Annotated in this window: 19 protein-coding genes and 1 CRISPR repeat array; of the genes, 10 read left to right on the forward strand and 9 right to left on the reverse strand. The window is 42.8% G+C overall.

Annotated features, from left to right (window positions below):
- The first annotated feature begins 172 nt into the window (after window positions 1-172).
- Window positions 173-532: a DUF5655 domain-containing protein gene (locus PGR74_RS01815; RefSeq protein ID WP_270516670.1), complete on the forward strand. Its 360-nt coding sequence runs from the start codon at window positions 173-175 to the stop codon at window positions 530-532.
- Window positions 533-956: 424 nt separating this feature from the next.
- Here the strand turns inward: PGR74_RS01815 and PGR74_RS01820 are convergent, their stop codons facing one another.
- Window positions 957-1184 carry a helix-turn-helix domain-containing protein gene (locus tag PGR74_RS01820; RefSeq protein ID WP_270516642.1) on the reverse strand — a complete coding sequence of 76 codons (228 nt, stop codon included), beginning with the start codon at window positions 1182-1184 and terminating at the stop codon, window positions 957-959.
- Between the two features lie 159 nt (window positions 1185-1343).
- Here PGR74_RS01820 and PGR74_RS01825 point away from each other — a divergent pair, with 159 nt between their 5' ends.
- Genes PGR74_RS01825 through PGR74_RS01840 form a run of 4 tightly spaced genes read left to right on the forward strand, consistent with a single transcriptional unit; the run spans window position 1344 to window position 7250 of the window.
- A complete protein-coding gene (locus PGR74_RS01825; protein ID WP_270516643.1) occupies window positions 1344-4661 on the forward strand; it encodes a SusC/RagA family TonB-linked outer membrane protein in 3318 nt (1105 codons plus the stop codon).
- Window positions 4662-4665: 4 nt separating this feature from the next.
- Window positions 4666-6186 (forward strand): RagB/SusD family nutrient uptake outer membrane protein, encoded by a 1521-nt coding sequence (locus PGR74_RS01830; protein WP_041504925.1) that lies wholly within the window; start codon window positions 4666-4668, stop codon window positions 6184-6186.
- A gap of 11 nt (window positions 6187-6197) precedes the next feature.
- Entirely contained in the window at window positions 6198-6821 is a 624-nt protein-coding gene (locus tag PGR74_RS01835) for a fasciclin domain-containing protein (RefSeq protein WP_270516644.1), read from the forward strand.
- Between the two features lie 12 nt (window positions 6822-6833).
- Window positions 6834-7250, forward strand: coding sequence for a hypothetical protein (locus PGR74_RS01840; protein ID WP_270516645.1), 417 nt, complete (start codon window positions 6834-6836; stop codon window positions 7248-7250).
- A 180-nt stretch (window positions 7251-7430) separates the two neighbouring features.
- On the opposite strand, the gene PGR74_RS01845 is transcribed toward PGR74_RS01840, so the two are convergent.
- Window positions 7431-7793, reverse strand: coding sequence for a hypothetical protein (locus PGR74_RS01845; protein WP_041504922.1), 363 nt, complete (start codon window positions 7791-7793; stop codon window positions 7431-7433).
- 394 nt (window positions 7794-8187) lie between these two features.
- Between PGR74_RS01845 and PGR74_RS01850 the strand changes: the two genes are divergently transcribed.
- Window positions 8188-8631 carry a LexA family protein gene (locus tag PGR74_RS01850; RefSeq protein WP_041503726.1) on the forward strand — a complete coding sequence of 148 codons (444 nt, stop codon included), beginning with the start codon at window positions 8188-8190 and terminating at the stop codon, window positions 8629-8631.
- Between the two features lies 1 nt (window position 8632).
- Here the strand turns inward: PGR74_RS01850 and PGR74_RS01855 are convergent, their stop codons facing one another.
- Window positions 8633-9340 (reverse strand): SOS response-associated peptidase, encoded by a 708-nt coding sequence (locus tag PGR74_RS01855; RefSeq protein ID WP_041504921.1) that lies wholly within the window; start codon window positions 9338-9340, stop codon window positions 8633-8635.
- Window positions 9341-9343: 3 nt separating this feature from the next.
- A complete protein-coding gene (locus tag PGR74_RS01860) occupies window positions 9344-10603 on the reverse strand; it encodes a Y-family DNA polymerase (protein ID WP_270516646.1) in 1260 nt (419 codons plus the stop codon).
- Between the two features lie 302 nt (window positions 10604-10905).
- Between PGR74_RS01860 and PGR74_RS01865 the strand changes: the two genes are divergently transcribed.
- Window positions 10906-11682, forward strand: a complete 777-nt coding sequence (locus tag PGR74_RS01865) for a glucose 1-dehydrogenase (protein WP_041504919.1) — start codon at window positions 10906-10908, stop codon at window positions 11680-11682.
- A 453-nt stretch (window positions 11683-12135) separates the two neighbouring features.
- On the opposite strand, the gene PGR74_RS01870 is transcribed toward PGR74_RS01865, so the two are convergent.
- Window positions 12136-12480 (reverse strand): hypothetical protein, encoded by a 345-nt coding sequence (locus PGR74_RS01870; RefSeq protein WP_041503722.1) that lies wholly within the window; start codon window positions 12478-12480, stop codon window positions 12136-12138.
- Window positions 12481-12978: 498 nt separating this feature from the next.
- Here PGR74_RS01870 and PGR74_RS01875 point away from each other — a divergent pair, with 498 nt between their 5' ends.
- Together PGR74_RS01875 and PGR74_RS01880 are read left to right on the forward strand one after the other, a co-directional pair.
- Entirely contained in the window at window positions 12979-14265 is a 1287-nt protein-coding gene (locus PGR74_RS01875) for a DNA cytosine methyltransferase (RefSeq protein ID WP_041504918.1), read from the forward strand.
- A 1-nt stretch (window position 14266) separates the two neighbouring features.
- Window positions 14267-15331, forward strand: coding sequence for a hypothetical protein (locus PGR74_RS01880; RefSeq protein WP_041503720.1), 1065 nt, complete (start codon window positions 14267-14269; stop codon window positions 15329-15331).
- Here the strand turns inward: PGR74_RS01880 and PGR74_RS01885 are convergent.
- Genes PGR74_RS01885 through PGR74_RS01900 form a run of 4 tightly spaced genes read right to left on the reverse strand, consistent with a single transcriptional unit; the run spans window position 15317 to window position 18735 of the window.
- On the reverse strand, window positions 15317-16048 hold the full coding sequence (locus PGR74_RS01885; RefSeq protein WP_041503719.1) for an ATP-binding cassette domain-containing protein: 732 nt from the start codon (window positions 16046-16048) through the stop codon (window positions 15317-15319). The genes PGR74_RS01880 and PGR74_RS01885 overlap by 15 nt on opposite strands.
- Window positions 16038-16940 carry a glycine betaine ABC transporter substrate-binding protein gene (locus PGR74_RS01890; RefSeq protein ID WP_041503718.1) on the reverse strand — a complete coding sequence of 301 codons (903 nt, stop codon included), beginning with the start codon at window positions 16938-16940 and terminating at the stop codon, window positions 16038-16040. The genes PGR74_RS01885 and PGR74_RS01890 overlap by 11 nt, the downstream gene beginning before the upstream one ends.
- Window positions 16941-16946: 6 nt before the next feature.
- Window positions 16947-17588: an ABC transporter permease gene (locus PGR74_RS01895; RefSeq protein ID WP_270516648.1), complete on the reverse strand. Its 642-nt coding sequence runs from the start codon at window positions 17586-17588 to the stop codon at window positions 16947-16949.
- Window positions 17589-17601: 13 nt separating this feature from the next.
- Window positions 17602-18735: a hypothetical protein gene (locus PGR74_RS01900; RefSeq protein ID WP_236684951.1), complete on the reverse strand. Its 1134-nt coding sequence runs from the start codon at window positions 18733-18735 to the stop codon at window positions 17602-17604.
- A 179-nt stretch (window positions 18736-18914) separates the two neighbouring features.
- Between PGR74_RS01900 and PGR74_RS01905 the strand changes: the two genes are divergently transcribed.
- Window positions 18915-19823, forward strand: a complete 909-nt coding sequence (locus PGR74_RS01905) for a DUF5996 family protein (protein ID WP_041504917.1) — start codon at window positions 18915-18917, stop codon at window positions 19821-19823.
- 389 nt (window positions 19824-20212) lie between these two features.
- Window positions 20213-20510: direct repeats of the CRISPR family, unit length 31 nt; unit sequence ACTTTAATAGCACTACGGAAGACTTGAAATT.
- The last annotated feature ends 57 nt before the right edge of the window (window positions 20511-20567 follow it).

Consider the following 20567-nt stretch of genomic DNA (forward strand, 5'->3'; position numbering starts at 1 on the left):
GCAAATAAAATATAATGACCTTGATTTGATATACTTAAACCTTAGTATTTGTATACTTTAATGATAATACAAATGAAATGAGGTATCATTTTGAAAAATTCCAGAATGAACCCGGAGTATTTTAAAACCGATTACGCAAAGGAATAAGGAGTATAAAAGTATCGTCGACGAAATTAAGGTATACACGGAAGAAAATCTTTTATCCAATAGATCGGAAGAGGTTATTGCGTTATACGAAAAATACAGATCGGCAATTATTAACTTGACGGATGATATCGAGGTTAAGCCTAAGAAATGGTATATCGCTTTTAAAAAAGACAGACGGAACATCTGTGATATTGAGATTCAAAAAGTAGGGCTAAAAATAGCTGTCAATGTAAAGAAAGGAACTCTTGATGATCCGAAAAAGATAACAAGGGATATTTCCGGATTGGGACATTTAGGCAACGGTGATTACGAGTTAAAAGTATCGGACGATAAGCATTTAGAGTATGTAATAAGCCTTATTAAACAGGCAATTATTGAGGGATAGTATTGTGTGGGGAAGAGCCTAAATTGTTTTAATATCTTTTGAGGTCTTTAGGATGGTTCTCGGGGTTTGTTTTAAACCCCAAGAATCGTTTTTGGGGAATATACAATATTATAATTTTGATTTTCTAATAGCTAACGAAGCTTCTTCTGTATGTTTGGGATATTTCCCTTCAACGTATTCAAAAACCAATGGATTACTATCCATAAAATGAGAAGTGTATTTTAAGTGTTTATGTTGTGTTTTGAAGTAATAAAGATGGATTGATATAATCAATATTTGGATTATTGAAAAATAGTTTATATATTTGCCAATGTGTAGTGTAAAAGGTGTGTGTTGGTTTTTATGGTGTTGTGGGCATGATAGAATATTATCCCATTGTTATATTAGGAAATATATAAACTAAGACTATGAAAAAAACGACAGCTTATAAAGGCTTTTCTGGTAAAAAGTCCCGGGGAGAACATTTTAAAATTTTTGCGATTTCATTAAGATGATCGAGATTATAGGCTTTATCGCTTGTAGCGTCTTCTATTTTAGAGATAAATTGATGTGATACATTTAAACAATCAGCAAAGTATCTTATACTCATATCTGCATCTTCTCTATGTTCTTTAACTTTCTGAACGGTGTATAACTCAATATTAGATTTCATTTTTTCCATTTTTATGTAAAGGAATAATTTTTACACACCAATACTGGCAATCTATAGATTGCTGATTAAAATAAAAAACGGAGGAAGCGTCTCTCTGTCTTGCAAACGTGGACACTTCCTCCTGAATCAGTCAATAATTATTAACTAACAATCAAAGTTATGAAAAAAACTTATGATCGAAAAGTGTTTAAGCGAAAATTGCCCGGTAGGCGAATTCGGGTGATTATTATTCTGTTGCAAACGGTGGTGCTCGTGGGATTTCCCCTGATGATGCGAGCGAGTACACAAGATTCGACCCGACAAAAAAGTTACGTGATCAAGGGGAGGGTAGTGGACGAAAAAAAAGAACCTATGCCGGGGGTGACCGTCCGGTTGGATAGTACTTTCCTGGGATGTACGACCGATAAAAAGGGACATTTTTCTTTTTTGCTTCCCCGAAAGACGGGGAAGTTGATTTTTTCGTTCGTGGGCTATAAGACGGTAAAAATGGATTTTAACGCCGATAAGTTTTTGTCCGTGAAGATGAAAGAAGATGTTTCAACGTTAGACGAGGTGACGATTGTTGCTTACGGGACGCAGAGCAGGAGGGAGGTGATCGGGGCGATGTCCACGGTTAAGGCCGAGGAGATAAAGGATATTCCTACCCCCTCGCTGGCCAATCTTTTACAGGGGAGAGTGCCCGGGATGAACGTGATCAACGCTACCGGGGCTCCCGGTGGGGGCGGGATATCGGTGACCATACGAGGATTTAACAGCCTTTCGATCGAGGCCTCCCGGAGAGGGTCGGAGCCGCTCTGGGTGATCGACGGGATTCCCATGCTGTCGTTTACTTCGCCCATTACCGGAACCAATACCGTGGCGGAGATCGACCCGAACGATATCGAGAGCGTGCAGGTGCTGAAAGATGCCGCTTCCGCTTCCATATACGGGTCGAGGGCGGCAAACGGGGTGATTCTGGTCACCACGAAAAAAGGACGCTTGAACGAACGGGCTAAGGTGAATATCAACGTATCCCGTACCTTTGCCTTTAATCCCTCCTTGCCCGATCTGACCGGGGGAAACAAAGAACGACACCACCGGATGGAGGCGTTGAAGAATTTGCAACAGGCTTACTACGACCCGGAAACCAATACGTATCGATACGTGGAGTCCTACGAGGAGTCTTTACGGAAGGGATTGCATTACAACTATTTTTGGAACAAGGGAGGAGGAACCTCGGTTGCTCCTTATCAGGATAGTCTGAACAAATTCTACAACAACTCGACCAATATGTTCGATTACTTTTTTCGGACGGCGAAGGTGACGGATGCCAACCTGCAACTGAACGGGGGAACCCGGCAGGTCAGCTACAACGTGGGGCTCGGTTATTATAACGAGGATGGCGTGTTGCGTAACACCGGGTTTAGTCGGATCAAGTTGTTGAGTAATTTTACGATACGACCCTTTGAAAATATGGAGGCCAACCTGCGTTTCTACCTGGCACGCACGGGCCGGAAACGTTCTTCCCGTTTGAGTAGCGTCAGCGGTTTCTTTTCGGGAATGGAACTGGAACAGATTCCCGATGAACTGATGGAGTTTCCGACCCTCTATCCCGGCCCGGGGCATCCCGCTTTCGAGGAGACGGTGAAGCGTTTTAACTCGATTATCGAGAAAAACGAATCCTATCGCTTGCGGGCGAGCTTCGATCTGAGTTATGAGTTTATCAAGGGATTGCAATGGAGGTCGTCGCTTTCCCTCGATTATTCGCAACAAAACCATAACCTCTTTACGCCTTCCAAACTCGACGAGTATCACGAATCTTTCTCGTTGGGACAGATCGGGCGTAACCTGATGTTGCTAAATGAAAACCTGCTGACGTACAAGCGTCGTTTTAGGGAGGATCATGCCATCGATCTATTGGTCGGACTCTCTTTGCAGGCGGACGAGATGAATTTTAACAAGGGGTGGGGGAAGCGGGCCCCGAGCGATCTGATCCATTACGTGTCGTGGAGGGGAAACGTGTTCGATGTACCGGACAAACGGGTATTGAAGGATTTTATGAGCAGCCGGGAAAAGAGTACCATGGTCGGCCTCTTCGGACGAATCAATTACAATTTTAAACAAAAATATCTGGCTTCCTTTACCTTACGCCGGGATGCCTCTTCCAAGTTCGGAGAAAAGGTGCGTTGGGGGACTTTTCCCTCTTATGCCGTGGGATATGCCTTTTCGGAAGAGCCTTTTATGGATTGGAGTCGAAACGTGTTGGAGTACGGGAAGATCAGGGTGAGCCTGGGGAAGTCGGGAAGGCAATTCGACCAGCCTTATATCGCTTACGGTTTATTGCTCCCGGGAGATCCTTTTTTAGGAAAGCCGACGGTTCAGCCCTATTTGGCGGAAGGGTTGATCAACCGGGAACTGACCTGGGAGGAGACCCGGCAATGGGATGCGGGAATAGACCTCGATTTTTTCAATTATAGATTGGGAATTACTTTCGATTACTATTACCGCTACACGGATAAGTTGTTGTATAAGGTCGGGTTACCGGGAGACTATTCGGGATTTCTCTTGCAATGGCAGAATGCTTATGCTATTTCGAACGAAGGGGTGGAATTACAGGTGAAATGGGATATTATCCGGAAGAGCAAATGGCAATGGAACATGACCTTTAATATCGCCCGTAACTGGAATCGCTTGGAAAAAAGTACGAACGGGAGAGACTTTTGGACGGAGAACAGGTACAATAATTTGAATATTATCGGGAAACCCCTGAACGGAATTTACGCTTTTCAGACGAACGGTTATTACTCGGATCAGAAAGAAGTTCCCTATACCTATCAGAGCGGGAGGTACACGCCTCTTTGTGTCTCCACGAATCAGTTCTATCGTCCGGGAAACCGGGTTTTTGTCGATACGGACGGAAACGGTAGGATAGAGGCTGACTTGCCGTATGCCGACGATAGGGTGTATGTCGGTTCACCGCTCCCCATCGCTCACGGTGGAATTACTTCCGCATTGAATTGGAAGGGATTTGACTTGAATGTATTGTTTAACTACGTATTGGGACGTCATATCCTGAATGCCGGGAGGGGAGCAAGCGTAGGAACGGTTCTCGGAATAAGTGTAAAGGATATCGTGAAACCCGTTTTTGCCGATCTGACCAAGGTCACTTTCTGGGAAAAACCGGGAGACAAGAGCGATTTTCCGAGAAATAGCGTGGAGATGGGTTTGAAAGATTTCTCCACCCATATAGCGAGCAACGTGCAGAAGGTAAACTTTATCAAATTAAAGACCATGACTGTCGGGTATACCCTGCCGGAAACGATAAAGAAAAAGATCGGGTTTGGGGTGCGTGTTTTCGTGTCGGGAGAGAACCTCTTTACCTGGACAAACTACACGGGCCCCGACCCGGAATCCGTCGACATGGTGTCCGGCATCGATAATTTAAGCAATTATCCTTTGGCCCGGCGAGTGACTTTAGGTTTAACCGTTAATTTGTAAAACGATGATCAGAATTATCTATTTTATACCCTTGTTGTTGCTGTGTTGGGGATGCAACGACTTTTTGAACGAGGAGCCGGAAATTTCCGTTACGAATAACAATTACTGGAAAACCGAACAGGATGTGGAGAGTGCCGTTTACGGAATGCATCTGCAATTTCGTTACGCGATGGGGAACGGTAACCCGCAAGATCGGGATAGGGGAGTGATATTCGATATGTTGCCCGCTCCCTGGTTGCGTTTAGTGAATAACGATTTACGTTCGTTTTATCAGATTTCGGATTCGCGTCTTTTTTGGAGGGACTATTATAATGTAATCTGCCTTGCCAATTCGATTCTCGATAATATTTCCCGGGCTTCGTTACCTGAAGAAAGATATCGTTTTTATTTGGGACAGACGTTGGTGGTCCGGGCATGGCTTTATTTTTATATTATTTGCAATTGGGGGGATGCTCCCTGGATCGATCACAATGAAGACGTGGGAGAGAAGGGACGTATCCCCTGGCAGGAGATTGCAGCGTATATTATCCGGGATTTAAAACAGGCTATCGACCTTTTACCCCGGGCCGATGCTTTACAGGACAGTCAGGGAAAATTTATCGAGAGCAAACAAATTCCTTCCAAAGGAGCTGCTCATGCCATATTGGCACAGGTGTACGCGTGGAAAGCCGGATTAAACCGGGAACCGGAGTTAAACCGATCGGCCTTGGCGGAGTGTGATTCCGTTGTTTCCGATCCCTCGTACGATTTGGTCGGTTCGATTCGGGAAGTATGTGAAGCGGTGATGTTGGGAAACAGCCGGGAGGGCATTTTTGAATTGGATTTCGGGAAAGATTCCGATGGGGATTTATCTCTCAAAGGGGGATATTCCGATCTTTGCCAAAGATGGCCCGTTCTTCCTTTAACCACTCCGGCCACTTATTCAAGAAGTCAGCTTGCCATCAGCAGTGCTGCGGTTTACCGTCTCTATCCCGATAAAACGGATCAGCGGCGGGAAGAGTATTTTTATAAATTGGATAGCATGGCCGGAGTATCGACTGCCATCACGAGGGGAAGAGCCTATATACGAAAGATACGGCACGTTGTCATTTACGTGGGAGGACCACTGGATGGGAGGTTGAAAGGATACGAGGGTAACCAGATTATAATCCGGTTGGCCGATATCCTTTTGCTGCGGGCCGAACTACGGGCTAAAACAGGAGATACCGGGGGCGCTATTGCCGATCTGAACCGTGTCCGTCGCCGGGCGGGAGCCGCAGAATATCCGGCCGGAGAGAACGATCTGAAAGAGGCAATCGCAGTCGAGCGGGACCGGGAGCTGTTTTGTGAAGGAATCACGATTCGTTTTTTCGATATCCTGCGTAACGGGACTTTCCGGGAAAAATTAAGAGGCGGATTTAAAACGCTAAGTGATCAGGATGTAGCAGACGGAGCCCTGTTTCTCCCGGTGGGTAAAAGTGCATTCTTTAATAATACGCTTATGCGACAAAATATCTATTGGAAAAAACAAGGGTTCCAAAATTAAAATCACAGATTATGAGAAAGATATATATGATCGTTTTGATTGCTTCCTTTTTATGGGAATGTGACGATAACTATTTTCACGACACGGGATTAGCGAATGGGGTACATGATTGCACGATGTGGGAGTACCTGCGGTCGGATCACGAGAATTGGGATTCCACGGTCTTGTTGATCGAACGGGCCGGACTTGTACCCCTGTTCGAGGGAAAATCTGCCGAATACCCGGAGATCACTTTTTTCGGGCCGACGAACCTTTCGATCATTCAATTTTTGTTGACGACAACGGATCGTGCCGGAAATCGGTTGTATCACCGGATTGCCGACATCCCGGCAGAGACCTGCGAACGTCTCGTAAAATCCCACATTATTCCCGGTAGAAGGATAAAGGAGGATTTCGATTACGAGGTAAGGGGAACCCTCACGGGAGGGACGATCCTGCAAACGCTTACCGGGATAGAGTTACGCGTCTTTCGAACTAAAGGGGATTACAACGGTATCCCCGATATCGGTCCCGAGGGTTTGGGTATTCATGCTTTGGTCAACGGCTTTATTGCGGGAGTGGCTTCTGCCGATATTGTGACCAATACGGGGATTGTACACTCCTTAAGTTATAGTTATCAAATGGTCGAACTTTAAACACGAATACAGATGAAAATAATATATAAAGTATCGGTTATCCTATCGGTTCTGTTTGCGGGAGTCGGTTGTCAGGATATAACAGTGGGGTATTTGATGACCCGGAATGCAAAATATACTCCCGATACGTTAATCGTAAAAGCCGTGTTGGACCCGGTAACGGATGCCCGCCGGATTCAATTCCGTATTCCCTGGCAATCTACAGGTATGGAAGGTGTGGAGGGAACAACTCCGGTACGCTATTCGATCCGGAGTATCGGTAGTGAAAACGCCGGGTTTTTATCACAATTCCGGATGTACGGGAAAGGAATCATCGAATTGCCTTATAATCATACGGTTCCTGTCGGCAGGTACGTGATTGACTTAAGGATAGAAAACGAAGGGTATATGCATGATCTGGACTCTGTTTTTACGGTGATCGTTAAATAAGAATTGACGATTGTAATTGTAAATTGACGATTGTAGATTAGGAGATTAAGTGATTCAGTGATTCAGTGATTGGGGGATCGAGGAATCAGGGATTTGCGATTAACAAAAATGAAAGAGTCTGAATAAAAAGAGAGGGGAGTGGAATCCCCTCTTTTCAGGTTGTAACGTCTGTTCGTTGGCCTATTTGAGACCAGGGGATGATGTTGGCGTCAAATAGACTGAGACATCGCTGCAATCTGTGTTTTCCCAATCAAAACTGACGGTCTTGGTTCCGTATTGGTTGTAATCCGGATCTGAAAACCTTAAGTCGGAAGGGCTGTTGCTGACGGAAATAGAAAATTTTCCGCTAACATTGGTTCTTTCCGAGTTTAATACTCCTGTACTTGTAACCTCTTCAATCAAAATTCCTTCCAAAACTTCATGAGTAAGGGCATCGTACACTGTTCCACTAATCGTTCCTGTAGTTTGCGGAGCGGTAAAATTCGTGAAGACAAAACCTATCGCCATGGATAGGATGAGGCCGATAAAAATAGTTTTTTTCATTGGTAGTTGTTTTTAGGTTTAACGAAAAAAAGATATAATACACAGCCCCTTTTGAGAATATTTCCTGTAAGTTACGACATTTCTTTTAATTAAACAATTGACGATTGTAGATTTTAGATTGACGATTAGGAAATTAAAGGATTAAGTGATTAAAGGATTGAGTGATTAAAGGATTAAGTGATTAAAGGATTAAGTGATTGGGTGATTTAAAAATTGTGGATCGGGGGAATAGTTTTATGTATTTCGACAATTTTTCTCATAAGTCGTGTTATTTTTTGACCTGTTAAAGAATAGGCGTGTTCGTATGTTGATCTTCTTAAACAAGTTTAATAATTCTATTAAATAATTATCTGTCAATGGAATATGGTGTTGTTGTATTATATTTGTATTCAGGATGGAAAAGAAGAAAGTGTGTTTGGAAATTTATTCGTGTGATTCGTCGATGCACATTGAACTGCTTTATGCTGATTGTGGAATCCGGGCCGGATTCCCGAATCCCGCCCAGGATTTTATGGATTTATCAATTGATTTGAATACCGAGTTGATAAAACATCCGTCGGCAACCTTTTACGGTAGAGTGGTGGGTGATTCTTTAAAAGATGCAGGGATCGAGGAAGGGGATATTTTGATTATCGACAAATCCATAAAACCTCGGGAAGGGGATATGGCAGTATGTTTCGTGGATGGAGAGTTTACGCTGAAGATTATAAAGTTTGAAAAGAAGACGATATGGTTATTACCTGCAAACACCGATTATCAACCTATAAAAATAACCGAAGAAAATGATTTTATGATTTGGGGAGTGGTTACCTATACGATCAAAAAGAGACGCAAATGAATCATGCACTTTTTTTCGGTTCAATGATGGACGGATCATGAGGATTTTTCAGGATGAAGTCGTTATTTATTTCGTACGCTTTCATAAGCGTGTTCGGGAAGGGATGTAAAAAACTTTCGATCTCTTGTTTGGTTAACCGGGGATCTAACCAGTTTTTTTCTTCCTCTTGCAGGAGTATAACAGGCATCCGGGAATTGGTGTTGTGGATGTATTTCATTAAATCGTTCGCTTCGGTGGTGATGATCGAGAAGGTTTTTATAATTTCTCCAGTCTGAGGATCAGTCCAGTCGGAGTAGATCCCGGCCATAGAAAAGATATCTTCATCATTAACCTGTATGAAATACGGGATTTTCTTCTTTCCCTCGTGCCGCCAGTCAAAAAAGCCCGTGGAGGGTACGATGCACCTTTTCGTGTTGATCGAACCCCGGAACGATGGTTTTTCAAATATACTTTCAGCCCTTGCGTTGTATGTTCTGGTCCTGATTTCGTTGGCTGCTTCCTCGTTCTTTATCCAAAACGGGATCAATCCCCATTTGTAGACTTGTATCTCCGGATCGGTGGTGATGATAGGGAAGTCGGGATTATTGAATGCGGAGACATGATATTGTTCCTGGATAATTTTTTCCGCGATTTCAATAATATTCAATTGTTTCCCGTACCGGGCTGCCAAACGTTGGGCCTTCTTTGACATTGAATTATGAAAACACATAATCTATACTTTAATCGTTATGATCTCATCCAGCCTTGTCGTGTAGTGTCGGGAGAAATGTTCCTGCTTCAGCTTCCATGTTCCCCCGGTTCCTTGTGCCGCGAGATATACTTTATTACGGTAATAGCGGTCATTAAGTTTATCCAGGGTGTTCATCATCCGGTCGTGTTTTTCCCTGTCTATCTGATGAAACAGGTTGAGTTGTGCGTTTTTCCCGGTGATTTCCGTGATGATTACCCCGCCTTTTTTGTAAGCGTATCCCTTTATGTAGATTTTCCTCAATGCTTCTCGGGCGTGTCGCACGATTTCTATTGTACTGTTCGTCGGTGTCGGTAAGGTGACAATACAATTTCGATAATATTGTGGCATATCAGGTCGGAAGTTGTTCGTGTGAATGAATACCATGAGGGAAATCGCATATGATTTCTGCCCTCTTAATTTCTCCGAGCAGCTGGCGGCAAAAGTGGAGATGGCTTCCGACAGACTCGTGTAATCGGTAAGCATATCTCCAAAGCTTCTGCTTGTACAAATCTGTTTTTTAGCGGGAGGAATCGTATGGAGCTCGATGCAAGCCTCCCCGTTTAATTCTCTCCACGTTCTTTCCCCTGTAACGGTCATGTGTTTTCTTACCCATTCGCGAGATAGGTTCGTGAAATCAAAAGCGGTATCAATTCCTTTTGATTTTAATTTTTCAGTTTGTTTTCGACCGATGCCCCAGATATCTTCGATTTTTGTCAATTGTAAAGCCCGTAACCGTTTGTATTCCGTGTCAATGATACAGACTCCATTGTAAGCCTTGTATTTTTTTGCGAATTTATTGGCAATTTTGGATAGTGTTTTTGTGTTGGCAATGCCGATGGAAACGGGAATTCCGGTGTTTTGGCGTACTGTTTTAACGATGGATTTTCCATATTCCCGAAGGTTGTACCGTTCGTATCCGCTAAGATCTAAAAAACTTTCGTCAATGCTGTAAACTTCGATCTCCTTCACAAAATTCGACAGCGTGTTCATTACCCGGTTTGACATATCCCCGTAGAGCGGGAAATTTGTCGAGAACACGTGTACCTGATGACGTGAGACAATCTCTTTGATTTCGAAGGCAGGGACACCCATTCTTATTCTTACAGCCTTCGCTTCATTACTTCTGGCGATAACACACCCGTCGTTATTCGATAAAACAATAACCGGTTTTCCGTTCAAATCCGGACGAAAAACACGTTCACAACTTGCGTAAAAGTTGTTGCAATCAAGTAAACCAAACATAACACACCTTCTTGTTGCCAAAAATAAATAATGTTTGTTTTCCGAGAGTCGGATTATGCTCGATTAACTGTTATAAAGTTTGTAATATTCTGTTATATGGTTAGAGATTACAGTAGAATAAGAGGAGTATAAGCGGAGTATAAGCGGCTTTACAAGGAGAGAATTATAAAGTTTGTAATTGTGTTATTTTATGACAAAATGAAGAACTATTTTTTTTATTCTTAGTTTAAGAAATATAGTCGTCCGGTGAGGTATCGCCTTCGACAAAAGAAGTTTAATGATTTAATAAATAATGTATCACTATGGAAATTAATAAATTGTTTGATCTTAAAGGAAAAGTCGCTGTCGTGACGGGCGGCGGTGACGGTATTGGCAAGGGATGTTGTGAAATACTTGCAGAGGCGGGTGCGTGCGTCGTAATCAGTGATTTGAATATCGACAAGGCGCAATTAGTTGCGGATGAAATAAAAAGCAAGGGAGGAAGAGCAATTGCTGCGGAGTGTAACGTGCTGAAGGACGAGGACCTTGTAAACCTCGTGGATAGGGCCGTGAAAGAGTTTGGAACCGTAAATATTTTGGTAAACAATGCCGGAGGCGGGGGAGGCGGACGAGAGAATCCGTTTAAGATAGATCGGGAGTATTTCGAGAAGATTTTTAATTTCAACGTATTCAGTGCTTGGCGGTTGTGTCAGCTAACAGTACCCCATATGGCAAAATCAGGTTACGGGAGTATTATCAATATTACTTCGATGAGTAGCGTAAACAAGAGTCCCGACATGAGTGTGTATGCTTCTTCTAAAGCGGCCTTGAATCATTTGGTTGCCAATCTTGCTTATGATTTCGGTTCCATGGGAGTACGTATCAATAACGTCGGACCGGGTGCTACTGTTACGAATGCGCTTCAGTCGATTCTGACCCCGGAAATAGAGCAACGTATGTTGCAACATACGCCTATAAAGAGATTGGGCAAGGTATCGGATATCGCTGGTGCTGTTCTTTATTTTGCCGCTCCTGTTTCCGAGTGGGTAAGCGGACAAGTATTGTTTGTAAACGGAGGAGGAATACAAACCTTGGATTAAAAACCGGCGATTGTAAAATTTAGCGATTCGGTGATTAAGAGATTAAAGGATTCAGTGATTGGAAGATTGAGTGATTGGGAGAAAATTTTTGTATCTTTAGAAAGCACATCCTAAAAATAACACTTTGGTAAAGTATAACTATCTGATTATTTGTTTTTTTTGGGGGGAGGGTGGTAACGGTTGTTAATTGAAGTCAGGCGGAATTGAAATGCATATTTTAAACTCTTTCCAGTCCTTTATCTCCGCTGTTAATTGAACTCATATAGGGGAGATAGGTGTACAAAGAACTCCTATCTCCTCTTATCGGGTTATCGAAAGTCGTTAAAAATATTGTCGTTAGACACCGGTTTGTTTTGTGATTCGGCTATTTCGAAGGTTATTCCGAATGGGAGATCAATAGAAAATATTCCGATTCAGTTTACGTATTTATTGTTTTAGCGTCTGTTTTACAGGTTATTTGGGTTCTAAGTAAATGGTTTCGTTACTACAAGCAGTATTTTTCCAATCGAAATTATCGCTTTGTGTCTTGTAACGATTTTGATCCGGATCAGAAAATCTTAGGTTAGCCGGGTTGTGACGAACAGAAATGGAGAATCTGCCTTCTGAATCGGTTTTTACAGACTGTATTGCAACCTTGTTTACGATCTCTTCAACCCAAATATGTTCTAATGTCTGGTGAGTAAATACATCGTGTACGGTTCCGTTAACTTCTCCAGTCGATTGTAGGATATTCAGGTTCGTGAATGCAAAACCTATCGCCATGGATAAGATGATGCCGATAATAATAGTTTTTTTCATTGGTAGTTTTTTTAGGTTTAACGAAAAAAAGATATGGTCACAGCCCCTTTTGAGAATATTTCCTGTAAGTTACGACATTTCTTTTAATTAAACAAGAAACTGTTTGGATTAGGTGATTAAGAGATTAAAGAGATCGACGGTTATAAATTAGGAGGTTGTAAGACGATGTGGTTCTGCGATCATATAATTGAAGGATTAAGAAATGGAGTGATTCTGTGATTTAAGGATAGGTATCTCGGGGGAACATTCTTTTAGAAAATGGTTCGTTGTATTATATGGAATGGAATTGAAAATTATTTTACTATTTTTGTCGTGGTTGTATTGTATCGATGGAATTGAAATAAGTGATATTATTTCTATTTTCAGAGTATAGAATATTTTTACTGCATTAATAAGATTTGAAATAAGATACTCGATCGTTCCACTGCGGGAGTATCTTTCTTATTCGTGTTGTTGTATTAAATAAAATAAAAGTGTAATATATTAGGGGAATCAGATATGGGAGTTTCTTCTGTGGAGGCAGGGAATAAAGGTAAAAATATTCGCGTCCTTTCGTTGTTTTCCGGTTGCGGAGGTATGGACCTGGGATGGGAGGGCGGATTTTCGGTTCACAAGGATAGTTTGTGTGAAGCGAGGAACCCGGATTTTGTAGAGAGTAGAGGGAGGGGAGACTTCGTGAAACTGAAACCGACTCGTTTCGAATTGGTTTTTGCCAATGATATTTTGAAAGAGGCGAGGACTGCCTGGGTATATTATTTTAAAAAGTACGGCTATTCGCAGGAGATTTACAGGAACGAGAGTATCGTGGATTTAGTGAAACGTCATCGGTCCGGTGAGCAGGTTTTTCCGGAAGATGTGGATGTGGTGACGGGTGGGTTTCCTTGTCAGGATTTTAGCGTGGCCGGGAAGAGAAAAGGATTCGACTCCCGTAAAGACCATAACGGACGTATCATCGAGGGGGAGATGGCCACGGAGGAGACCCGGGGAAAGTTATACATGTGGATGAAAGAGGTCATTGAGATTACCAAGCCTAAGATATTTATTGCCGAGAATGTAAAAGGGTTAGTCAATCTTTCGAATGTTAAAGAGATCATCCAGCATGATTTTTCCATGGCTGACGAGCACGGGTATATCGTACTGGAGCCTCAGGTATTGCATGCCGCCGATTACGGCGTACCGCAATCCCGAGAGCGCGTGATTTTTATCGGTATTCGAAAATCGGCCTTGAGAGAAGAGGCTTTCCGGGCATTAACACGGAAAACAGTTCCGGATAATTATAATCCTTATCCGGGGGCGAGTCATGCTTTCCATGACGAGACGAATAGAGAGCTGGCTACACCACAAACTTTAGCCAAGGTATTTGCCGGTCTGAAAGAACCGGAGGAGAGCCGGGATCCTTCTCAGATGTATTATTCCCGGGCCAAATTTATGGGGACGCATTGCCAGGGACAGACCGAGGTGGATATTCGGGGCATTGGTCCGACGATCCGGGCCGAACATCACGGCAATATAGAGTATCGCCGCCTATCGAAAGAGCATGGAGGACAAATGGATAAAGAGTTGAAACGGGGATTGAAGGAGCGGCGCTTGACACCGAGGGAGTGTGCTTTGATACAGACCTTTCCGCCCGATTACGAATTCGTGATACCGAAAGAAGGGAAATCCCGTCAGTTCGTATTGAGTCCCTCTGCGGCTTATAAGATTATCGGGAATGCGGTACCTCCTTTGCTTGCTTATCATATTGCCAGGCGCATAGAATCATTGTGGGATCTTTATTTCAAATAGTATGAAATCTTTATGGTGTCAGGAGCCGGATATAAAAGCTTTTGAGCTTTTGATCGAGCAAATGCTTCAGGTGTTACGGACCGAAGCAAGAGAGCAGCCTGAGCACTACAAGAAACTTTTGGGTAACCGTTTGGAGGGGAAGGTGGCGGATGTCCTTCGGAAATGCGCCGTGGGTACACCGTTTGAAGATGATATAGAGTTGGTTTCGGGACAGCGCTTTCCCGATATCGTGATTCAAGGATACTTCGGCATAGAGGTCAAGACGACTCAGGCGAATCACTGGAAATCGACGGGAAGCAGTGTCGCCGAAGGAACCCGGGTGAACGGGGTGGAACGGATTTACATGCTGTTCGGTAAGATGTGCGAACCGGTAGAATTTAAATGCCGGTTGTATGAAGAGTGTTTGCCGGAAGTCGTTGTCACCCATTCGCCCCGGTATGCGATCGATATGAATTTGCTTTCGGGAGAGACGATATTCGATAAGATGGGTATTTCTTACGATGAATTGCGTCGTCAAACAACACCTATCCGTACTATTTTGAGCTATTATCGCTCCAAGTTAAAGCCGGGGGAAGAGTTATGGTGGTTGGATTCGGAATCGGCCTCGTCGGGGACGGGAATGGTGATCCGGTTATGGAATAACCTGACCCCGGAGGAACGGAATGTTTATATGATAAAAGGATTTTGTTTTTTTCCCGAATTATTAAGCAGTCATAAGGATAAGTTTAATCGTTTTGCCGTATGGTTGTCTACCCGTGAAGGTGTCGTGTGTCCTAACGTACGGGATGTATTCTCGGCAGGAGGGCAGGGGAGCATCATCTACCGGTCGGTTCGTTACGAGAGAGTGCCGAAGTCCGTTTGTCGTTTGTACGAGCATTTGCCGTTGATAAAGCAGTTTATCCTTTCGGCAGACGAAACGGAATGGATTGATTTTTGGGGAAACGATGTGAAGGGAAAAGGCAGGATTGCCTGCTGGATAGACCGGGTAACGGGGTATGTAGGGAAACAATTGGAAAACGGTTTCCCTATGCAGGAGTCATTGCGTGAAGTTTTATCCTCCGATTAATTCCTTTACGAAAAGAGTCGCGGGTGTTTTTTCTATCTCTTCCGGGGTTCCGTCTTGTTCGATTTTACCTTTGTTCATAACCAGTACGCGTGTTCCTAATTTCAGGGCTTCTTTGATATCGTGGGTTACGAAGACGATGGTTACTCCCAACTCGTTGTGGATGCGGATGATCTCGTTCTGTAACATTTTACGGGTGATTTCATCCACGGCCCCGAAGGATTCATCCATGAGCAGGATATTCGGATCGGCGGCCAGTGCCCGTGCAATACCAACCCGTTGACGTTGTCCTCCTGAGAGTTCGGCGGGATAACGATCGAGCATCTCCTCTTCCAAGCCCACGACCCGGATCAGTCGCTCCACGGCTTTTTTGTTTTTTTCTTTATCTTTATGATTCAAAAGGTTAGGTACATAGGCAATATTTTTGCGAATGGTCATGTGAGGGAAGAGTCCGATACCCTGAATCACGTAGCCGATATTTCTACGGAGCAGGGTTTGATTCTCTTTTGTGATATCTTTCCCGTTTACATAGACAGACCCGTAAGTGGGGGCCAGCAAGCCGTTGATGAGTTTCAACACGGTCGTTTTTCCGGAGCCGGAAGTACCGATAACGGTTAGAAACTCACCTTTTTTTATTTCTAAGTTGAAATCTTCCAACACCTGATGTTCCCCGTAGTTTTTAGAAACATGTTCAAACCGGATAACCGTTTCATTTTCCATGATTTTTGTTTTTTTTGATTAATCCTTTACTTTGTAGAAAATTAGCGGCAACGTCCCGCTCCGAGTTGCCGGCGATCTCAACCTGATAGTTCAGGTCAGCCATCTCTTGATCGGTCAGTATACCGTCCATCAACATGAGTATTTTCTTTAACTCCGGGTGTTTTTTTAATGTTTCCTCCCGGACGACCGTGGCGCAGTAGTATGTGGGGAAGAATCGTTTATCGTCTTCCAATACCGTCAGTTCGGCTCCGCTTAGCTGGCCGTCGGTTGTGAATATGTTCATCACATCGATTTTATTCGATTTGATCGCCTCGTATTTTAAACCGATGTCCATATCCATCGTCTTTTTAAATTTCAGATCGTAGAACTTGCATAGAGCATCGTATCCGTCGTGAATTTCAAAGAAATCGTATTCCGCACCGAATATGAATTGATCGGGATACCTGGTCAGATCGGAATAAGTTTTCAGATGGTATTTTCGAGCTTTGTCGTTACTTACGGCTAAGCTGTAAGCATTATTAAAGCCGTATCGACCGATCCAGTACAGGCGGTATTTATCGAGATACTCTTTTTGCAGGGCCGAATACAATTCGTCCGCGGGAAGCAACGAGTCTTTTTTCAGGATAACGAGCCATCCGGTACCCGTGTATTCCGGATAAAGGTCGAAATCTCCTTTTACGATAGCGGGATGGATATTGCTGGTTCCGCCTCCGATGCCTTTCGTGATTTTCACTTGTAAATCGGAATTTTCCTCTATGAGCAATCTCAACATTTCACCGAGAATGAATTGTTCCGTCATGGGTTTGGTAGCGATACGGATCGTATCGTCAGGCGTGTTGCAGCTATAAAGTAATATAAAACTTAGAGCTATGGCTATAAATGAATTTTTCATGGTCTATCAAATCAGTTTACGTTTTCTTTTGATGTATTTTTCGTAGCATCCTACTCCCCAGTCTGCGAATAGGGCCAGAACGGCAATCAGTAAACTGCCTGCTATGGTCATGGCCGAATTATTGGTCGTTATTCCCCGGTAGATGGCGACGCCCAATCCCCCGGCTCCGATAAAGGCCGCTATACCGGTTAAGGCAATGGTCATGACGACCATATTGCGAATGCCTGAAAGAATAACGGGGAAGGCAAGCGGAAGTTCTATCTTGTATAAGATTTGAAAGGGAGTGCTTCCCATTCCTTTGGCAGCTTCCGTGATCTCTTTGTCGATCCCCGTGATTCCCGTGTAGGTATTACGTACCATGGGGAGTAGGGCATAGACCGTCAGAGCAACGATAGCCGTTGTATTACCTATACCAGAGAAAGGAATTAAAAAACCGAAAAGGGCAATGGAGGGGATGGTATAGATGAAATTGGTAATTCCCAAGACGGTTGAAGAGCTTCGTTTATATTGACTGATGAAAATTCCTAATCCCAATCCGATGATAGTGGCCAACACGATCGAGATAACGGAGATTTCGATGTGTTGCAGGGTCAGGTTTAAAAAGAAATGCCATCGACCGACGTAAAGGTTATATAATTCTTTGATCATAGGTTGGTTTAGTTTAAAAATAGTATCCGATATTCATATTAAAACGAGCGTGCCAGGATTCGCTTGCCCCCCCGGGGCCGAAGCCGTTCCAATCGGGACCTAACCAGGCGTGATTTTTACCCAACGCGTAATCCACGTATAACCATACCGGACCGGCAACGACCAGAAGTCCTGTCACGTTTTGATAACTGTTTTTCAACAGTTTGTCCCACTTTTGCAGGCAACCAAAATCGTTATACACTTGTATTTTTTCGATTAGTTTCGAATCAATATTGAAGGTATACCCGGCACCAACCGTGTAGATGTTGGCTTTGGCGGCTACGAGATAGGGAGCTCCGTAGGCTGTCATCGTGATGACATTTCTCTCTTCTCCTTCTTTGTTTTTGGGATACATGGCATAGGTTGTCAACTGCGTTTTCAGGCTCAGATTTTTCCAGTATAGCTCATAATGTAGGGCCAAAGCGTAGTGAGTTCCGTTGTTGCGGGTGTCCAAATTGTAGAGTTGCCCGAATTCGGCGGATCCGCCGAATTTATTCAATGTATAGGTTCCCCATTTGTAGAAAGCCTGCAAATTGAATTGATTGATCTCTTTATTACGTCCTGCCACGTCATAACCGTATCGGTCGTCCGTCACCTCCGAATCCGAGCCGAACAGGAGTTCGTCGGCATTTTTAAAGAAGGCGATAGCATAGTCCCATTTTTCTCCCTTATGGACAAATTTGATTCCCATATCCGAATCGTCTTCCAGGCCCACGTAATAGGTGATTTGTAGAAAAAAGTTGTGAGAACCGATAGGTTGGATTCCGAACGGTACCCCGGTCACCCCGGCTTGTATCTGATTTTTAGAATTGAACCGGTAACCGATCCAGCCGTATTTTAACATAGGCCCACCGTAGTCCTTGCTGTAAAAACGATAGTCTGCATCTAACAGAATATTTTTATAGGATCCGGCGAGTGTGAATCGTAATACATCAAAACCGAAATCTCCCCCTCTATCCCGATGTCCCCGGTTCCAGTCCGAAAAATTGTAATTGAAACGCAAGGCTCCCCCTAATTTGAATTTAGGTTTCTCTTTTTCTGTCGCATACAGGGATAAGGTAAACAGTAACATGCAACTCATGAAATAGAAATATTTGTTTTTCATCATATAATATTGTTAATTGTTCTTGGAGAATTTAACGATATCGAGGAGGTTTTGTTACCCTTTTTTAAAAATAGACAAAGAAAAAACGCATTACACGCTTGTTTTACTATACATCCTGTTAAAACTATTTTCTATTATCACCGTTTAATCAATCCTATATGAATGTTTAAAATAATGACGATATGGATAAAAAATTTTTAAATTATACGGAATGGCAGGATACGGCCGATTTGGTACATCTTTTATTGCAAATGGTAGGGAAAGTAAAATTAGAGCGTTGTCACAAACGTCCGGAATGGGCACATGTACGTCTTTACATGACTTTGGACGGATTGTCTTCCGGGATTATACCTTGTAGTACCTCTCCTTTCGAGATTTTTGTCAATTTGAGAAAGCATCAGATCGAGATTCATAATGAGGAAGGAAAGAGTCGTACGTTACCATTGGAGGACGGTACGTCGATAGCCGTATATTATCACCAGTTTATGGATGCTCTCGAGCAGATCGGTGCGGCCACTGAGATTAATATAAAACCGCAAGAGTTTTATGATCCGATACCTTTTGACCAGGATAGAAAACATCATCACTACGATAAGGCTGCCGTTGAATTGTGGCTTCAGAATTTACTTTTTGCTTACGGGGCTATGAGGCAATTTCTTTCCGGTTTCCGGGGAAAGGTAGACGGTCCCGCGTATTATTTCGGAACGATGGATTTGACTTGTATCGTGTATAGCGGGGAATCGGCTCCTTTCGGTATGAATAAGTCGATTTCGGATCATGCTTTTGACGAACGGTATTTCGAATGCGGATTTTGGCCGGGAGATGTGAATTACGGAAAACCCGCTTTTTACGGTTTACCCTATCCTTTTATCGAGGATATTCAGGGACATGATGATATGCTTCATCCGGATAAAGCTTTCTTTCTTCCGGCTAAAAAGGAGTTTTTTTTAAATCTGGAGGATGTTTTTTCGTATAGTGATCCGGCGAATGCCGTGGTACAGTTTTGTAATTCCGGATTGACTATTTTTAATAAGTTGTCACCTTGGAAAAATTACGATTGGATAACCACTCCATTAAGTTATTCGAAATAGGCAAGGAAAATCCTTTTTTGTATATTGATTGATAAGACTTTATACGTTGTTTTATAACGATAAAGTCTTATTTTTATGTATATAATTCTTTTGAATTTTATTTGATTTTGCAATGGTTTGGGTTTGTTTTATAATTTATCTATCTTTAAGGCTATATAAATGTTTGCGGAAGTCGACCTTCGATGAAAGGGGGTCTGAGCGTGGTTACGGGGATTATATTTGGTAATAAAAGTTCTTTGATGTTTTGATAATAAACGAATTAAATAAAGTCGTCGACCTCCCGGTAAAATCTACGAATTAGGGGTCGACTGAAAAATACCCATGAAAAAGTACTGTTATGAAAGATTAATTTATTGATTGTTAGTTTGTTATATTGAAACCTATAACGGACTTTAATAGCACTACGGAAGACTTGAAATTCAATTCCAAGACGAGGACGAACGTTAAACTTAAACAACTTTAATAGCACTACGGAAGACTTGAAATTAGAAAAACGAATATCAAAATCAGAGAAACCTAAACAACTTTAATAGCACTACGGAAGACTTGAAATATGAAGGCTAAGGAAGCCGAAGAGCTTTTTATTGTTTACTTTAATAGCACTACGGAAGACTTGAAATAAATCTAAACAATAAATTGTTCTTGCCTCGATATTAACTTTAATAGCACTACGGAAGATTTAAAAATATAAATCAGAATTAACTTCTAAACTTTTTTAGGACAAGACAAGCTTCTGATTCAGCT

The sequence above is a fragment of the Sanguibacteroides sp. AM78-02pH3A genome (assembly GCF_027666085.1).
Taxonomy (GTDB): domain Bacteria; phylum Bacteroidota; class Bacteroidia; order Bacteroidales; family Marinifilaceae; genus Gabonibacter; species Gabonibacter massiliensis.

Excerpts from the sequence above, each read along its gene's own strand:
- PGR74_RS01820 (WP_270516642.1), bottom strand. The coding sequence starts at position 1,184 with ATGAAATCTAATATTGAGTTATACACCGTTCAGAAAGTTAAAGAACAT.
- PGR74_RS01825 (WP_270516643.1), top strand. The coding sequence starts at position 1,344 with ATGAAAAAAACTTATGATCGAAAAGTGTTTAAGCGAAAATTGCCCGGT.
- PGR74_RS01830 (WP_041504925.1), top strand. The coding sequence starts at position 4,666 with ATGATCAGAATTATCTATTTTATACCCTTGTTGTTGCTGTGTTGGGGA.
- PGR74_RS01835 (WP_270516644.1), top strand. The coding sequence starts at position 6,198 with ATGAGAAAGATATATATGATCGTTTTGATTGCTTCCTTTTTATGGGAA.
- PGR74_RS01840 (WP_270516645.1), top strand. The coding sequence starts at position 6,834 with ATGAAAATAATATATAAAGTATCGGTTATCCTATCGGTTCTGTTTGCG.
- PGR74_RS01845 (WP_041504922.1), bottom strand. The coding sequence starts at position 7,793 with ATGAAAAAAACTATTTTTATCGGCCTCATCCTATCCATGGCGATAGGT.
- PGR74_RS01850 (WP_041503726.1), top strand. The coding sequence starts at position 8,188 with ATGGAAAAGAAGAAAGTGTGTTTGGAAATTTATTCGTGTGATTCGTCG.
- PGR74_RS01855 (WP_041504921.1), bottom strand. The coding sequence starts at position 9,340 with ATGTGTTTTCATAATTCAATGTCAAAGAAGGCCCAACGTTTGGCAGCC.
- PGR74_RS01860 (WP_270516646.1), bottom strand. The coding sequence starts at position 10,603 with ATGTTTGGTTTACTTGATTGCAACAACTTTTACGCAAGTTGTGAACGT.
- PGR74_RS01865 (WP_041504919.1), top strand. The coding sequence starts at position 10,906 with ATGGAAATTAATAAATTGTTTGATCTTAAAGGAAAAGTCGCTGTCGTG.
- PGR74_RS01870 (WP_041503722.1), bottom strand. The coding sequence starts at position 12,480 with ATGAAAAAAACTATTATTATCGGCATCATCTTATCCATGGCGATAGGT.
- PGR74_RS01875 (WP_041504918.1), top strand. The coding sequence starts at position 12,979 with ATGGGAGTTTCTTCTGTGGAGGCAGGGAATAAAGGTAAAAATATTCGC.
- PGR74_RS01880 (WP_041503720.1), top strand. The coding sequence starts at position 14,267 with ATGAAATCTTTATGGTGTCAGGAGCCGGATATAAAAGCTTTTGAGCTT.
- PGR74_RS01885 (WP_041503719.1), bottom strand. The coding sequence starts at position 16,048 with ATGGAAAATGAAACGGTTATCCGGTTTGAACATGTTTCTAAAAACTAC.
- PGR74_RS01890 (WP_041503718.1), bottom strand. The coding sequence starts at position 16,940 with ATGAAAAATTCATTTATAGCCATAGCTCTAAGTTTTATATTACTTTAT.
- PGR74_RS01895 (WP_270516648.1), bottom strand. The coding sequence starts at position 17,588 with ATGATCAAAGAATTATATAACCTTTACGTCGGTCGATGGCATTTCTTT.
- PGR74_RS01900 (WP_236684951.1), bottom strand. The coding sequence starts at position 18,735 with ATGATGAAAAACAAATATTTCTATTTCATGAGTTGCATGTTACTGTTT.
- PGR74_RS01905 (WP_041504917.1), top strand. The coding sequence starts at position 18,915 with ATGGATAAAAAATTTTTAAATTATACGGAATGGCAGGATACGGCCGAT.